This is a genomic window from Sphingomonas sp. DC5200-1 (genome assembly GCF_049897245.1).
Taxonomy (GTDB): Bacteria; Pseudomonadota; Alphaproteobacteria; order Sphingomonadales; family Sphingomonadaceae; genus Sphingomonas; species Sphingomonas aquatilis.
In genome coordinates this window covers 72120-88058 of record NZ_JAFCVW010000009.1, presented here as the reverse complement: position 1 = coordinate 88058, position 15939 = coordinate 72120, and the positions used below count along the sequence as shown (strand labels likewise).

Genomic DNA, 15939 nt, shown 5'->3' with positions numbered 1-15939 from the left:
TCCATGACAATCCAGGGCTGGTTCCTGATTCTTCTTTTCGTCGGCATCCTGCTGGCGCTCACCAAGCCCGTCGGGCTGTGGCTCCACGCGCTCTACGAGGGCAGGCGGACGCCGTTGCACGTTGTGCTCGGTCCGGTCGAGCGCGGCTTCTACAAGCTGTCGGGCATCGATCCGAACGCCGAGCAGAGCTGGCGCCGCTATGCGATCCACATGCTGCTGTTCAACGTGGCATTGCTGATCCTGACCTACGCCGTTCTCCGCCTTCAAGGCGTGCTACCCGGCAACCCGCAGGGCCTGGCCGGCCTGTCGCCTGACCTCGCGTTCAACACCGCGGTCAGCTTCACGACCAACACCAACTGGCAGAGCTACGGTGGTGAGAGCACCATGTCGAACCTCAGCCAGATGCTGGGGCTGACCATCCACAACTTCCTGTCGGCCGCGACCGGCATCGCGCTGGCGTTTGCACTGTTTCGCGGGTTTGCGCGGCGCGAGGCGAAGGCGATCGGCAATTTCTGGGCGGACGTGACCCGGATCACGCTCTACCTGCTGCTGCCGATCTGCATCGTCTACACGGTGTTCCTGATCGCGTCGGGCGTGCCGCAGACGATGGCCGGCGCCATCAATGTGAACACGCTGGAGGGTGTCCGCCAGTCGATCCTGCTGGGACCGGTCGCGAGCCAGGAAGCGATCAAGATGCTCGGCACCAATGGTGGCGGCTTCTTCAACGCCAACAGCGCGCACCCGTTTGAGAACCCAACCGCGCTCACCAACCTGATCCAGATGCTGTCGATCTTCGTCATCGGCTTCGGCCTGACGTGGACCTTCGGCAAGGCGGTCGGCAACACCCGCCAGGGCTGGGCGATCCTGTCGGCGATGGTAATCCTGTTCCTCGCCGGCGTCACCGTCACCTACTGGCAGGAAGCCGCGGGCAACCCGATCCTGCATCAGCTCGGCGTCGCAGGCGGCAATATGGAGGGCAAGGAAGTTCGCTTCGGCATCGCCGCCAGCGCGCTGTTCTCGGTCGTCACCACCGCCGCCTCGTGCGGTGCGGTCAACAGCATGCACGACAGCTTCACGGCACTCGGTGGCATGATCCCGTTGTTCAACATCCAGCTGGGTGAGGTCGTCATCGGCGGCGTGGGCGCGGGCATCTACGGCTTCCTGCTTTTCGCCATCCTCGCGGTGTTCGTCGCCGGGCTGATGGTCGGTCGCACGCCCGAGTACGTCGGCAAGAAGATCGAGAGCCGTGAGGTCAAGCTCGCGGTGCTGGCGATCGCGGTGCTGCCGCTCGTCATCCTCGGCTTCACGTCGCTGTCGTCGGTGCTGCAACAGGGGCTGGCTGGGCCGCTCAACAAAGGGCCGCATGGCTTCTCGGAGATCCTCTACGCCTTCACCAGTGCAGTCGGGAACAACGGTTCGGCCTTCGCGGGTCTGACCGCCAACACGCCGTACTATAACGGCCTGCTGGGCGTCGCTATGTGGTTCGGGCGTTTCTTCGTCATCGTGCCGATGCTGGCGATCGCCGGCAGCTTGGCGGCAAAGAAGTACACGCCTGAGAGCGCGGGATCGTTCCCGACCACCGGCGGCCTGTGGGTCGGCCTGCTCGTCGGCATCGTGCTGATCCTGGGCGGTCTCACCTTCCTTCCGAGCCTCGCGCTCGGTCCCATCGCCGATCATCTCGCGATGATCCGCGGCCAGCTGTTCTGATCGGGGGCCATCATGGCAAAAGCCCAATCCAAAAGCCTGTTCACCGCCGACCTGGTCGTGCCGGCGATCAAGGCATCGTTCCTGAAGCTCAACCCACGCGAGTTGGTCCGCAACCCGGTTATGTTCGTGACCGCGGCAGTGGCCGCGCTGATGACGATCCTGCTCGTCATCGGTCATGACGACCTGACGTTCGCCTTCAAGGCACAGCTGGCCGTCTGGCTGTGGCTGACTGTGCTGTTCGGCACCTTCGCCGAAGCGCTGGCCGAGGGCCGCGGCAAGGCGCAGGCGGCCAGCTTGCGCGCGACAAAGGCCGAGCTGGTCGCCAAGCGGCTGAAGGGCGACGGACGTCAGTTTGACAACGTGCCCGCCAGCCAGCTCAAGGTCGGCGACATCGTGCTGGTCGAGACGAACGACCTGATCCCGTCGGACGGTGAAGTCGTCTCGGGTGTCGCGAGCGTCAACGAGGCGGCGATCACCGGCGAGAGCGCCCCGGTGATCCGCGAGGCGGGCGGCGACCGGTCGGCAGTGACCGCGGGCACGCGAGTGATTTCGGACGAAATCCGCGTCAAGGTGACCGTGGAGCCGGGCAAGGGCTTCCTCGACCGCATGATCGCGCTGGTCGAGGGCGCCGAGCGGCAGAAGACGCCGAACGAGGTCGCGCTGACGATCCTGCTCGTCGGATTGACGATCATCTTCCTGATCGCTGTCGGCACCATTCCGGGCTTCGCCAGCTATGCGGGCGGGTCGATCCCGGTCGCGATCCTCGCGGCGTTGCTCATCACGCTGATCCCGACGACGATCGCAGCACTGCTGTCGGCGATCGGCATCGCGGGCATGGATCGTCTCGTCCGCTTCAACGTGCTGGCCAAGTCGGGCCGTGCGGTCGAGGCGGCGGGTGACGTCGACGTGCTGCTGCTCGACAAGACCGGCACGATCACTATCGGCGACCGGCAGGCGAGCGAGTTCCGCAGCGTGGGTGGCACCAGCGATGCAGAGCTCGCGGAGGCCGCGCTGCTCGCCAGCCTGGCCGACGAAACACCCGAGGGCCGCTCGATCGTCGTGCTCGCACGCGATAAGTTCAACCTGCAGCGGCCGATGCCGGAGGGGGCGGAAATTATCCCGTTCACCGCGCAGACACGTGTGTCGGGTGTCCGCTTCGGTGACACGCTGATCCAGAAGGGTGCGGTGGACTCGATCCTGAAAGCGAACGAAGGATCAGGCACAACCGCGGCGGCGACCGAACTGCGCCGCATCACCGACGAGATCGCGCGCGCCGGCGGCACGCCGCTGGCGGTCGCGAAGGACGGGCGGCTGCTCGGCGCGATCTTCCTGAAGGACGTCGTCAAGGCCGGCATCCGCGAGCGCTTCGGTGAGTTGCGGACGATGGGTATCCGCACGGTGATGATCACCGGCGACAACCCGCTGACCGCCGCGGCGATCGCAGCCGAAGCGGGCGTCGACGACTTCCTCGCGCAGGCGACGCCAGAGGACAAGCTGGAGCTGATCCGCAAGGAGCAGACCGGCGGCAAGCTGGTGGCGATGTGCGGTGATGGTACCAACGACGCGCCCGCGCTCGCGCAGGCCGATGTCGGCGTGGCGATGAACACCGGCACGCAGGCGGCGCGCGAGGCGGGCAACATGGTCGACCTCGACAGCGATCCGACCAAGCTGATCGAGGTCGTCGGGCTCGGCAAGCAGCTGCTGATGACCCGCGGAGCGCTAACGACCTTCTCGGTCGCCAACGACGTCGCGAAATACTTCGCGATTATTCCGGCGATGTTCGTTGCGTTGTACCCGGGCTTGGGGGTGCTGAACGTCATGGGGCTGGCGACGCCGCAATCGGCCATCCTCAGCGCGATTATCTTCAACGCAATCATCATCCCGCTGCTGGTGCCGCTGGCGCTCAAGGGCGTGGCGTACAAGCCGATGGCGGCCGGGCCGCTGCTGGCGCGCAACCTCGCCATCTACGGCCTCGGCGGCCTGCTCGCCCCGTTCATCGGCATCAAGATCATCGACCTCGTGGTCGGCGGTCTGGGCCTCGCGTAAGGATCAAGACAATGGGCAAGGACTTTTCCTCCGCGCTGCGCCCCGCGATCGTCATGACGATCCTGTTCGCAGTCCTTCTAGGCCTCGCATACCCGCTGGCCATGACCGGTATCGGTCAGGCACTCTTCCCGACCCAGGCGAACGGCAGCCTGGTTCGGGACGCCAGCGGCAAGGTCATCGGATCGACGATAGTCGGTCAGGCTTTCGTTGCAGATCGTTACTTCCAGACCCGCCCGTCTGCCGCCGGCAAGGGCTATGACGGGCTTGCCTCGTCGGGCTCGAACCTCGGCCCGACCGCGCAGGCGCTGGTCGACCGGGTGAAGCCCGATGTCGCCAAGCGTCAGGGCGAAGGCATGACCGGACCGTTGCCGGCGGATCTCGTCACCGCGAGCGGCTCGGGCCTCGACCCCGATCTGTCGCCGGCAGCAGCGCTGGCACAGTCCGCGCGCATCGCACGGGTTCGCGGGCTGCCCGTTGAGCGCGTTCGTGGCCTCGTAGCCGCGAATACCGAGACTTCGCTGCTCGGTGACCCGCACGTCAACGTACTGGCGCTCAACCGCGCCCTCGACGCCGCGGCGCCCACGCGCTGATGCCGGCGGGATCAGGAGCAGAAGCGGGCCGCCCCGATCCCGACGCCCTCCTGCGCGCAGCCGCGCAGGAGGGCAGAGGCCGCCTCAAGATCTTCCTCGGTGCCGCACCCGGCGTCGGCAAGACCTACGAGATGCTGTCGGAGGGCGCGGCGCGGAAGCGTGACGGTGTCGATGTCGTCATCGGCGTGGTCGAAACCCACGGCCGTGCCGAGACCGAAGCTCTTATCCGCGGACATGAGATCATCCAGCGTCGTGATGTGCCCTATGAGGGGCGTACGCTACGCGAGATGGATATCGACGCCATCCTCGCCCGCCGGCCACGGCTCGCGCTCGTCGACGAGCTGGCCCACACCAATGCACCCGGCAGCCGCCACCCGAAGCGGTATCAGGACGTCGAGGAACTGCTGGCGGCGGGGATCGATGTTTACTCGACCGTCAACATCCAGCACGTCGAGAGCCTGAACGACATCGTCGCCAGCTTCACGCGCGTGCGCGTTCGCGAAACAGTGCCCGACAGTATTCTCGAGATGGCGGAGATCGAGGTCGTCGACATTCCGCCCGACGAGCTCATCGATCGGCTGAAGGCTGGCAAGGTCTATCTTCCTGCCGAGGCGACCCGCGCGCTCGGCCATTTCTTCTCCAAATCGAACTTGTCGGCCTTGCGTGAACTGGCGCTGCGCCGCGCCGCGCAGGCGGTGGATGCGCGGATGCTGGACGACGTGCGCGCGCTGGGTCTCGGCGGCACCTGGGCGGGAAGCGACCGTATCGTCGTGGCGATCAGCGAGTTGCCGGGATGCGACGCCCTGGTGCGCGCCGCCAAGCGGGTTGCCGATGGCCTTCGTGGCCCATGGACTGCCGTCTTCATCGAAACGCCGCGTGCAGCCCATTTCACCGACGAGCAGCATGCCCGGGTTGCCGCGACGATGACGCTGGCCACGCAACTGGGAGGCGCCGTAGCAACCGTCCCGGCCGAAAATGTCGTGACCGGCATTCAGTCGGTGCTGGTCGATCTGCGCGCCACGCAGCTGGTGCTCGGCAAATCGAACCGATCTCGCTGGTTTGAACTCTGGCATGGGTCCGTGGTCGACAAGCTGGTCCGTGACACTCCCGACGTCACGGTACACGTCCTGCCGATGCCGGCTTCCACACCCGCAAGGCAGCGCGTTCGACGACGATCAGGAGGCTGGGGCACCCCGGCAGGGTATGCGATAACGACCGCGATGGTAGCAGCCGTGACCGGGCTCGCGACCGCTCTGTTTCAGATATTGAACCTCGGCAACGTGGCGTTGCTCTACCTGCTGCCGGTCATGGCCGCGGCGAGCTTCTTCGGGCTGCGCACCGGGCTCTACGCCGGTATCGCCTCAACCCTTGCCTACAATTTCTTCTTCCTGCCGCCGACCGGGACGCTGACGATCAGCAATCCCGAGAACCTCGTTTCGGTCTTCGTTCTGCTCGGCATCGCGATCGCGACCAGTCAGTTGACGGCACGGGTAAGAGCGCAGGCAGATCTAGCCACCACCAGCGCGCGTACCAACGCCACCCTGGCAGGGTTCCTGCGCCAGATTGCCGGCGTCAACGATCTCGACATTGCCGCACAAATGATCTGCGACGATGTCCGTCGCCTGCTCGACGTCCAGGTCGTATTGCTCGGACGGACGGACGGCTCCGAACTCGAAATCCTCGCCGCCAGCGACCCCGCCTATCGTCTCGACACGATGGACAATGCCGCCGCCAGCTGGGCGTTCGATACCGGCAGCCCGGCCGGCAAGGGTTCCGGCACGCTTGCCGCGTCGGAGTGGCTGTTCCAGCCCATGAAGGCAGGTGAGCGCGTGCTCGGCGTGCTGGGTGTCGCGAGCGAAAAGGCTGGCAGTCCGGTTCGGGCCGATCAGTTGCCGCTCCTTAGCAGCCTGATCGACCAGTCGGCTTTGGTGCTCGAACGCCTCCGCCTGCAGACCGAAATGCGCGACGTCGATGTGGTTCGCACCCGCGATCGTCTGCGCGCCGCCTTGCTCTCGTCGGTCAGCCATGACCTGCGCACCCCCCTGACAGCCGTGATCGCGGCCGCGGCGCAGCTGCATCACGGCGCCACGCCCGAGTTGATCGGTACGATCGAGAGCGAAGCGCAGCGGCTCAATCGGTTCGTTGCCAATCTGCTCGACATGGCGCGTGTCGAAGCAGGCGCGCTGAAGCTGAACGTCGAGGCGATCGACCTGAGCGACGCGGTGACGAGTGCCGCGCACGATGCCCGACGCGCGCTGGAGGGACATGGTGTGCGCCTCGATGTTCCACCCGACCTGCCGCTGGTGCGCGCCGATCCGCAACTGCTGCACCATTGCCTCCTGAACCTGCTCGACAATGCGGGCCGCTATGGCGAGCCGGGAACAGAGGTGGTCATCGAAGGCCGCAACCGCTTCGGCGAGCTACGGCTCGCCGTGCTCGACCACGGTCCCGGCCTCCCGCCCGGTCGTGAGAGCGAGGTGTTCGAGACCTTCAAGCGCCTTGAGGGGTCCGACCGCGCGATCGGCGGTACCGGGCTGGGTCTGGCCATCGTCAAGGCATTTGCCGAGGCGATGGGCATGATCGTCGAGGCAACCAACCGGCCGGACGGTAGCGGCGCCGCCTTCGCGCTGGTCTTTCCACCTGCCCTCATCGTCCGCGAAATTACGACCGAAAGTGCCTCCTGACATGCCAGCCAAAATTCTCGTTGTCGATGACGATGCGGCGATCCGTCGCCTGCTGCGCAGCACGCTGATCCGGGCGGACTATGCCGTCGTCGAGGCGGAAGATGCCAAGGGCGCGCTTCGCCAGGCTGCCGTCGAACATCCCAGCGCGGTCCTTCTGGACCTAGGCCTCCCCGACCGTGACGGCCTGACCATCATCCCGCAGCTTCGCGCCCATGGCGACATCGTCATCCTTGTGGTGTCGGCCAGGGACGCGGTCGACGAGAAGGTCACAGCGCTTGATCTCGGCGCCGACGATTTCGTGACCAAGCCATTCGACACGGAAGAGCTGCTTGCCCGCCTGCGTGTCGCCTTACGTCATCAGGGACTGTCGGAGACGACGCAGAAGATCGTGCGTCGGGGAGACCTGAGCATTGATCTCGACCGACGGATTGTCTGCCGCAATGGGGAAGAGCTCCACCTTACGCGAAAGGAGCACGAGGTACTGGGTGTACTGGCGCGCCATATCGGACGCGTGGTGACCCACGAACGCGTGCTCGCCGCGTGCTGGGGAGCGGAGGAAGAGCCGCGTGTCGAATACCTGCGGATCGTCATCCGCAATCTGCGCCAGAAGCTGGAGGCACCGGGCCCGGTCGGCAGCGTCATCGCCAACGAGCTGGGCGTTGGCTACCGGCTCCGATCCGACCACTGATCGCCGGACGGTTGGCGCAGAGGTCGCGTTATTCTAGACGGCCGGCATGCTGTCGATCGCAACCTATGCGGTAGCTGCCCTGGCCGAGATCGCCGGGTGCTTCGCGTTTTGGGCGTGGTTCCGTATGAACCGGTCACCTCTGTGGCTCGTCCCCGGCGTTCTCTCGCTGATGCTGTTCGCCTACCTCCTCACGCGCGTGGACAGCGCGGCGGCAGGCCGGGCCTATGCCGCCTATGGCGGAATTTACATCGCGGCGGCTGTGCTCTGGCTATGGTGCGCCGAGGGTGTTCGCCCGGACCGTTGGGACATTGCCGGCATGATGCTTTGCCTCCTGGGCACAGCCGTGATCTTCTTCGGGCCGCACCGCGCCTGACGGATTGTGCTGCGGCGGGGCTGTCAGAAAGGCAGCACTATGCGGGCGCTATGTAATTAGCTGGAATCGATCTCGAAATGCTATGTCGAGGGCGATAATTGGATTGCCACATCGAGGGTTGTGGCATGGTAGCGTGGCATCGGTCGCGGCGCGCCGACATCGTTCTGCGCGCCACGGGACTTCTTCTTTGCTGGGTAAGCTACACCGCAATTTCGCGGCTCGTCGCCATGCACGTGCCGCCACAGAAAGCTGGCGTCCTTGCCTACGGGATCGCGGCGGTCGGCTTCATGGCCGCGAGTGCCGGCAGCGCACTGACCATCCTGGGTCATCATCTTTTCGATGAAATCGAGGTGAGCGCCCGCTGGCGGGGGCGCCCAGACCTGAACGTCTTTTCTCCGTCAAAAGGTAGCATCGCGATGGACATCCCGGAACCGGCCATGCTGGTCGTAGGCCGTGACATTGATGGTGACTGGACCGTTCGTGAGAGCGCCGGAATGCTCCTCGGGCGCTTCTCATCGGCACAGGCAGCACAGCGTTTTGCCGAAGCGGAGCGGCGTGGACGAACATCGATTGCAGTTGCGACGTCGGCGGGGGTACCGCAACGGATCGAGGGACGGCTGAGCCTCGTCAGCGATCGGACGCTGAAAAGCAGCGTGTCTCGTGGGTAAGCTCCCACCGCGGTTGCTTGGTGTCGTGCTGCTTGGATGTTCCGGCGGATCGACGTTGGTCCATCGCAGCGTGTACGAGGCGGCGCGTCATGGTCCCGCACAGGCCGCCGAGTTCGGCCTTGCCCTGTTGACGTTCATCCTCGCCAGCACTGGCATGCTGCTTCTTGTCCACGGGGCCAAGCTGTTCAAGCCGGCGCCTTCTCGCCTCCGCAGTGCCGAGCAGCGTGTCCGAACCGCGTTTCGCTCGCGCCTGGAGGCGCCCATCACGCCACAGGGCCGGGCGTTCGATACGCGCCATGGCGCTTCGATGATGCAGGCGCGTCACCGCATGGGTCTGTCGCGGGGTGCACGATTGATCGCCGAATCCGATGCCCAAAATTCCGAACGAACCCTGATCGATTGGACATCGGCTCCTCGGCGCTGATCAGGACACTCATGCCTGTCATTGCCGCCTATCTGTACCGCCATGGTCGTCGTGTTCGTGAGATCGCGATCGACGAACGGGTGGATTGCCCCTCCGATCGCTCGGAGTTCGTCTGGATCGGACTGACCGATCCGTGTGCGGACGAGATCGACACGCTGCAGCGCCTCTACAACCTCCACCCGCTGGCGGTTGAGGACGCGCTGAAGGACGGGCAGCTGCCGAAGGTCGACGTCTACGGCGATCAGCTGTTCGTCATCGGCCGGACCGCCCATCTGTGCGACGGGCACATCGTCTACGGGCAGACGGCCGCCTTCCTCGGGCACAGCCATATCATCACCGTACGGCAGGGCTCGACAAGGTCCTACAAGCCGCTGCGCGAGCATCTGGAGGCCGCACCGGACCTGCTGGGTAAGGGCGGCGACTATGTCCTCCACGCCATCCTCGACTTCATCGTCGACGGCTATCTGCCGCTGATGACTGCCCTTGAGGAGGAAGTCGCGAGCATGGAGCAGCGAATGCTCGACACCTTCCTTGATCGCGCCGAGATCGCCCGCATTTTTTCGCTGCGACGTGAGCTGATGCGCTTCGATCGCATTCTGGTTCCGATGGAGGAGGTTGCCCGCAAGCTGTCCAAGAACGAACTTCCGTGCGTCGATGCCGAAGCTCGACTGTACTTCCGCGACGTGCTGGATCACGTTCGCAGGGTGGAGACAATGGCGAGCGGTTTGCGCGATCTGCTGTCATCGGTGTTCGAGTTCAGCAATCTCATTGAGCAGCAGCGCACCGGCGCGATCACGCGCCAGCTTGCGGCCTGGGCAGCGATCCTGGCCGTGCCGACTGCCATCGCCGGCATCTACGGGATGAACTTCGAACATATGCCCGAGCTGCGGAGCCCCTACGGTTATCCCATAACTATCGGCGTGATCCTGACGATCTGTTCGGCGCTGTACTGGCGCTTCCGCAAGGCGCGTTGGTTGTAGATCACTTGCCCGCCGACCCGAATGCGACGAGCCGTTATCAGGCCTACGCGCGCACTATGCACTTTCCCGGAATCGATCTCGAAACACTATGCGGGGCCTAGTACCTCGGACAAGCGGGCGCTGGACGCTCGATTATCGAAGGTTTGAAAGGCGATATGTCGTCCGAACCCAATCCGGAGCCCGACGAACGCGGGACGATCATCTACGTCGGTCAGGACAAGGCGGGCCACTGGCTCGTGCAGGATAGCGGTCGAAAGATGGAGGGCCGGTTCGTCTCACGTGGCGCAGCGCTCAGCTTCGCCGAAGCGGAGCGTCAAATCTACCACGCGAGCCTCGAGATCGTCTCGGCACCGCTGGTTCCGCTCATCTCCTTCGAGCCGGTGAGCCCGGCCGAGCACGCGCTACGCTGCGCCGCCTGAGGATCATCCCATGACACCGAAACTGAAGCCGTTCGTCACGGCTGATCGTCTGTCGTCCACCTCGATGGTTACCCCGTCCACGATTCTAGGCAGCCGTGCCGCGCACAATGATGCGCGCTGGACTGACATCTGCGGCGCGCTTGCTGCTCTGCGCGAGCGAGGGCGCCATTCCGTCCGCATCGTCGACGCCGACTGCGCCTGCGGCACCTTGCTTATCGAGGCCGTGCGTCACGCCAGGGCGCTCGGCTTCACAGCGATCGAGGGCCGCGGCATCGATGGCTCACCGGCGATGATCGGGCGGGCGCGTGCAGCAGCTGCACGTCTGCACGAACCGGCGATCGGGCTCACCTTTGAGGTGGCGGATATGGTCGAGGCGCTGGCGGGCGAGGCTGATTTCCCGGCAGACATCGTTCTGTGGCACGGTGGTCGCGCAGGCGACGACCGGCCGGGCGTGCGGGCAAGCCTCGTCAATGCCGGCGACCTGCTCATCGTCGACCGCGATCGCCCGCGTGATCGGGCACGGGCAGCATGACCCGTCGCGACTTGCAATGGAAAGCCGGCGGCTTCGCGCTGCTGGCATCCTCCTGTGCGATGTGCCTGGCACTCGACGGCTCCCCGGCGATGATCGTCTTCTTCCCGCTCGCCCTGCTCGGCTTGCCGCTGATGATCCATGGCAAGCGGGTCGGTCAGCTGCTCCGCGCCGAGCGGCGCGGGCACAGCCACACCGCCGACGTCGTCCATGCTGCCCGCGTGCGTCGCCGCGGGCAGGCCGACGACGGCTTTGGACACTGACACGCAAGGTCTCCTTACATGAGCTTCTTCGACTATCGTGACGGCGTGCTGTGCGCAGAGGGCGTCGCGCTGCCCGTTATCGCCGATGCGGTCGGCACGCCCGTTCACGTCTATTCGGCGGGGGCGCTCCGCCATGCCGCCAACGCATTTATGTCTGCCCTGCGGGGGCTGCCGTCCGCCCGCTTCGCCTTTGCGGTCAAGGCCAACCCCAACGGCGCAGTCCTCCGGCTGCTCGCTGAGTGTGGCTATGGGGCCGACATCGTGTCGGGGGGCGAGCTACGCCGCGCCTTAGACGCAGGGATCGCGCCTGCGGATGTGGTCTTCTCAGGCGTCGGTAAGACCGATCAAGAACTGATCGACGCGCTGGAGGCCGGCATCGGCCAGTTCAACCTTGAGCTGGAGGAAGAGGGTCGTGTTCTGGCGCAGTTGGCGCGGCGACGCGGCATGCGTGCGCCAGCGGTGCTGCGCGTGAACCCCGATGTCGATGGCGGAACGCATGCCAAGATCACGACCGGCAGGCGAACAAGCAAATTCGGTGTCGATATCGCGGGCGCGTCGGACATGTACGATCGGCTGGCGCAACTCGACGGCCTCGATCTGCAAGGGGTCGCGCTTCATATCGGTAGTCAGATCAGCGATCTGGAACCGCTGGAGGCCGCGTACCGCCGGATCGGCGCGCTTGTTCTTGACCTTCGCGCACGCGGGCACACGATCACCCGGGTCGATCTGGGTGGTGGGCTCGGCATTGCATATCGGCCTGAAGATGTGATGCCGTCGCTCGCCGCCTATGCGGCGATGGTTGCGCGTGTGACGCGCGACTGGAACGTCAGCCTCACGTTCGAACCCGGTCGCATCATCACCGGTCTTGCCGGCGTGCTGCTGACACGGGTGATTTGGGTGAAGCCCGGCCTGAGCCACCCGTTCGTCATCGTCGATGCCGCGATGAACGATCTGGCACGTCCCGCGCTTTACGACGCATATCACCGCTTCGCGGCCGTCCGCCCGGATGGGACTACGATGGTTGCCAACATCGCCGGGCCCGTCTGCGAAACTGGTGACATGTTCGGCACCGATCGGACGATCGATCACGTGGCGCGAGGGGATCTGGCCGTCTTCCACGCAACCGGCGCGTACGGAGCGGCGATGGCCTCAAGCTACAATTCTCGCCCGATCAGCCCACAGGTGATGGTCGATGGGGACAGGTTTGAACTGGTCGGTGATCGTACCTTGCCGTTCGATACGCCGGCTCCATTGGGTTGCAAGCCTCGGACTGCTGGCAGCGTTTTCGATGCTGAGCTGACACAAGCGGCTTAAGGCCGTCATCTGTTCCTGGAATCGATCGGATTTCGGGAAAAGCAGCTAGACCGATGATCGCGAGTAGCCGGTAGGCATCAGCCGCTCCACGATGTTCAAGGCCGTCCAATCGGCACAGGACGCCGCCCATTCCGCTATCTCGATCTTTCCCCGCGCACGGGTGGACGCGGCAAGCGCCGCCTGCCGCGTTAGGGCATATGCAGCGATCCGCGACACGGTACATTCCGCATGTCCGTAGGCTGCTGCAAACACACCTAGGCGACGCACCTGCTCGGCAGGAGCATGATCGTCGTTACCTAGATCGAGCCAAGTGAAGGCAGAGTAGCCCAAATCCTACAGCCTCTCTCCCGGCTGTACGGTATCGAAGTCGATCATCGCCGCTGGCATGTCGTCCACGAAGACGGTGTTCGTCGGAGTCCAATCGTTATGGCAGGCTACCTCGAACCCGGCCGCCTGGATCGCCGGCATGTCGGCCGTCGCGTCGTGGAAGCCACGAAGCAGGTTCGCGGCTGCTGCCAGTTGATCGTCTGAGTATGCCCCCAGATCAGAGGGCACGACGCCGGGAATGAACGATAGAACCTCGCGCCCGGCATCATCTATGCCTCGAAAGCGGGGAGCATGGCGGAAGCCGATTTTTTCAAGGTGAAGCAGGCAAGCATGGCCAAACCCCGCGTCACGCATGATCGGACGCCGCATCGTATTGCCGATCCGAACCACGCCGCTTGTGCTGCGACCGCCTAAGAGGGGCTGACCATCCATCCTCCCAGCCTATTAGGACCAGCGTCCTGAGGCTTCCCGCAAAGGAACGACGGGCGGGACGGCCAAGGCCGTCCTATTGGGATCGAATAACGGGAACGGAAAAGGCGTCTCGAAACTCGTCTGCAGGGGAAATCGGGACAGATGCGATGGCAATTGACATCGCATGTTGAGCATGGCTGATTAAGCGCATGGGGACTGCGATCTCCCCACGAGGCGTCAGCTAGAGAATCGCGTCCAGCACGAACACGCAAGGGACGCGTCATGCCTGCTCCAAACGCCATCACACCGGATAAACTCGCCCGCTTGGTCGCATCTGCCAGCTCGCCTCGTATCGTCGATCTGCGCGACGGACCGACAGAAGCGATTCCGGGATCACTGTTCCCAGCTCACCCCGATCCGATCCGATGGGGATATGCCGCCGGGTCAACCGCCGCACTAGTGGACGCCGATGGCAGCGGGCCGGCGGTTGCCGCGGCGGCTATTCTTCGAAGTGAGGGTGTCGCGGCCGAAGTGCTGGAAGGCGGATTTACCGCATGGGCGGCAAGCGCGCTGCCTACGATTTCCCTGACCCATCTCCCACCGCGGCATGACGACGGCCGCACATGGTGGGTCACGCGGGCGCGACCCAAGGTCGACCGCATCGCCTGCCCCTGGCTGATCCGACGCTTCGTTGATCCGGAGGCACGCTTCCTGTTCGTGGCGCCCGGCGAAGTGCTGACCGTCGCCACGCAGCAGCAGGCCGAGCCGTTCGACGTCGCGGACGAAGGCGTTTTCTGGAGCCATCGTGGCGAGCGTTGCACCTTCGACGTGATGGTCGAAGCCTTTGGGCTGGACACGCATGAACCGCTGGTCCGTCTCGCTACGATCGTGCGCGGTGCCGATACCGATCGCCTGGACCTGGTGCCAGAGGCGGCAGGACTCCTTGCCATCTCACTCGGGCTATCGCGCATTCACAGCGACGATCACGTCCAGCTCGAAGCCGGCATGGCAGTGTATGACGCGCTCTATCGCTGGTGCCGCGACGCGCAGGGCGAAAAGCACAACTGGTCCTCGCATCAGCCGGCGCGCGCTAAGGTGTCGGCATGACTGCCGTGACGGCGGAAGCCGCTACCCCGGTGCGCCCCGAGCCGGTCACGCTCGGTCAAGCCTTCTGGGTCTGGCTGCGGATTGCGATGCTTTCGTTCGGTGGTCCGGCCGGGCAGATCGCGGTGATGCACCGCATCCTCGTCGACGAAAAACGTTGGATCGGCGAGCAACGGTTCCTCCACGCCCTCAACTACTGCATGTTGCTGCCCGGGCCGGAGGCGCAGCAGCTCGCCACCTACATCGGTTGGCTGATGCACCGCACGAAGGGCGGCATCGTCGCGGGCGTGCTGTTCGTCATACCCGGCGCGGTTGCAATCATGGCGCTGAGTTGGGTCTATGTCCTCTATGGTCGCGTCGGTATCGTCTCAGCGTTGTTCTTCGGCCTCAAGTGCGCCGTGTTGGCCGTCGTGCTTCAGGCGGTGGTGCGGATCGGCGGCCGAGCGCTCAAGTCGACACCGGCAAGGGCGCTTGCGGCGCTGGCGTTCGTCCTGATCTTCTTCGTCGGTGCACCATTCCCGCTAATCGTGCTGGGCGCCGGCATTATCGGATGGTGGTCCACCCGGCAGGGCAGCACGGCCTTCAGGGGCGGCGGGCACGGCGCATCCAAGGGCGCGGTCGTAGCCGACGCGGACACTCTGCTCGGGGAGGAGCTGCCAGCCCATGCGCGGCCGACCTGGGCTGAGACGATCCGCACGGCGCTGGTGTGGCTGGCTCTCTGGCTCGTCCCGGTCGCGGCGCTGCTGATCGCGCTCGGGGCCGATGACGTATTCAGCCGCATCGCGACCTTCTTCTCGACGATGGCGATGGTGACGTTCGGGGGCGCCTATGCCGTCCTCGCCTATGTCGCGCAGCAGGCCGTCGAGAATTATGGCTGGCTGGGGCCGAAGGAGATGCTGGATGGCCTCGGTATGGCGGAGACGACGCCCGGCCCGCTCATCATGGTCCTGCAATTCGTCGGCTTCCTCGGCGCCTATCGCGATCCCGGCGGGCTGTCGCCGCTGGTGGCCGGCACGCTTGGCGGTCTGCTCGCGACATGGGTAACGTTCGTGCCATGCTTCCTGTGGATCTTCCTCGGGGCACCCTTCATCGAGCGGCTTCGCGGCAATGCCGCAGTCGCCGGCGCGCTCTCCGCCATCACCGCGGCGGTCGTGGGCGTCGTCCTTAATCTTGCGGTGTGGTTCGCGCTGCACACACTGTTCCGCGAGACGACGATGGTCGCAGCGGGGCCGTTCCGCTTCGATGCGCCGGTGCTGACCAGCATCGATCCCGCCGCCTTTGTCCTGTCGCTGGGGGCCGCCTACGCGATCTTTATGACGCGGGCGGGGGTCATCACGACCCTTTTAGCAACGTCAGCCGCGGGCCTGGCACTTTATGCGCTTGGGGCAATCCAATGATGAACGGAGAGAAAT

At 65.0% G+C, this 15939-nt stretch carries 16 protein-coding genes; 15 read left to right on the top strand and 1 reads right to left on the bottom strand.

Annotated elements, in window-relative coordinates; translation table 11 throughout:
• Positions 1–3: 3 nt before the first annotated feature.
• From kdpA to lysA, 13 genes are all read left to right on the top strand, one after another.
• Entirely contained in the window at positions 4–1707 is a 1704-nt protein-coding gene (gene kdpA / locus ACP7A3_RS17150) for a potassium-transporting ATPase subunit KdpA (RefSeq protein WP_426256689.1), read from the top strand.
• Between the two features lie 12 nt (positions 1708–1719).
• Positions 1720–3753 carry a potassium-transporting ATPase subunit KdpB gene (gene kdpB / locus ACP7A3_RS17145; RefSeq protein WP_296625078.1) on the top strand — a complete coding sequence of 678 codons (2034 nt, stop codon included), beginning with the start codon at positions 1720–1722 and terminating at the stop codon, positions 3751–3753.
• An 11-nt stretch (positions 3754–3764) separates the two neighbouring features.
• The gene (kdpC, locus tag ACP7A3_RS17140) at positions 3765–4343 is read left to right on the top strand and encodes a potassium-transporting ATPase subunit KdpC (protein WP_296625079.1); all 579 of its coding nucleotides are present in this window, start codon (positions 3765–3767) and stop codon (positions 4341–4343) included.
• Positions 4343–7027, top strand: coding sequence for a DUF4118 domain-containing protein (locus tag ACP7A3_RS17135; protein WP_426256690.1), 2685 nt, complete (start codon positions 4343–4345; stop codon positions 7025–7027). The genes kdpC and ACP7A3_RS17135 overlap by 1 nt, the downstream gene beginning before the upstream one ends.
• 1 nt (position 7028) lies before the next feature.
• A complete protein-coding gene (locus tag ACP7A3_RS17130) occupies positions 7029–7715 on the top strand; it encodes a response regulator transcription factor (protein ID WP_296625081.1) in 687 nt (228 codons plus the stop codon).
• A gap of 46 nt (positions 7716–7761) precedes the next feature.
• Entirely contained in the window at positions 7762–8088 is a 327-nt protein-coding gene (locus ACP7A3_RS17125) for a YnfA family protein (RefSeq protein ID WP_296625082.1), read from the top strand.
• A 125-nt stretch (positions 8089–8213) separates the two neighbouring features.
• Positions 8214–8756, top strand: a complete 543-nt coding sequence (locus tag ACP7A3_RS17120; protein WP_426256691.1) for a hypothetical protein — start codon at positions 8214–8216, stop codon at positions 8754–8756.
• Entirely contained in the window at positions 8749–9180 is a 432-nt protein-coding gene (locus ACP7A3_RS17115) for a hypothetical protein (protein ID WP_426256692.1), read from the top strand. The genes ACP7A3_RS17120 and ACP7A3_RS17115 overlap by 8 nt, the downstream gene beginning before the upstream one ends.
• A gap of 11 nt (positions 9181–9191) precedes the next feature.
• Positions 9192–10160, top strand: a complete 969-nt coding sequence (locus tag ACP7A3_RS17110; RefSeq protein ID WP_298089560.1) for a magnesium and cobalt transport protein CorA — start codon at positions 9192–9194, stop codon at positions 10158–10160.
• Between the two features lie 155 nt (positions 10161–10315).
• Positions 10316–10579 (top strand): hypothetical protein, encoded by a 264-nt coding sequence (locus ACP7A3_RS17105; RefSeq protein ID WP_426256693.1) that lies wholly within the window; start codon positions 10316–10318, stop codon positions 10577–10579.
• Positions 10580–10589: 10 nt separating this feature from the next.
• Positions 10590–11111 (top strand): SAM-dependent methyltransferase, encoded by a 522-nt coding sequence (locus ACP7A3_RS17100; protein ID WP_296625782.1) that lies wholly within the window; start codon positions 10590–10592, stop codon positions 11109–11111.
• The gene (locus ACP7A3_RS17095; RefSeq protein ID WP_296625781.1) at positions 11108–11371 is read left to right on the top strand and encodes a hypothetical protein; all 264 of its coding nucleotides are present in this window, start codon (positions 11108–11110) and stop codon (positions 11369–11371) included. Before ACP7A3_RS17100 ends, ACP7A3_RS17095 begins: the two co-directional genes overlap by 4 nt.
• 18 nt (positions 11372–11389) lie before the next feature.
• Positions 11390–12685 (top strand): diaminopimelate decarboxylase, encoded by a 1296-nt coding sequence (lysA, locus tag ACP7A3_RS17090; protein WP_426256694.1) that lies wholly within the window; start codon positions 11390–11392, stop codon positions 12683–12685.
• Between the two features lie 333 nt (positions 12686–13018).
• Here the strand turns inward: lysA and ACP7A3_RS17085 are convergent, their stop codons facing one another.
• Entirely contained in the window at positions 13019–13444 is a 426-nt protein-coding gene (locus tag ACP7A3_RS17085) for a hypothetical protein (protein ID WP_426256695.1), read from the bottom strand.
• A gap of 261 nt (positions 13445–13705) precedes the next feature.
• Here ACP7A3_RS17085 and ACP7A3_RS17080 point away from each other — a divergent pair, with 261 nt between their 5' ends.
• Both ACP7A3_RS17080 and chrA read left to right on the top strand, forming a co-directional pair.
• Complete coding sequence (locus tag ACP7A3_RS17080; RefSeq protein ID WP_426256696.1) at positions 13706–14530, top strand: chromate resistance protein ChrB domain-containing protein; 825 nt, start codon at positions 13706–13708, stop codon at positions 14528–14530.
• Positions 14527–15924, top strand: a complete 1398-nt coding sequence (chrA, locus tag ACP7A3_RS17075) for a chromate efflux transporter (protein ID WP_426256697.1) — start codon at positions 14527–14529, stop codon at positions 15922–15924. Before ACP7A3_RS17080 ends, chrA begins: the two co-directional genes overlap by 4 nt.
• Positions 15925–15939: the final 15 nt, after the last annotated feature.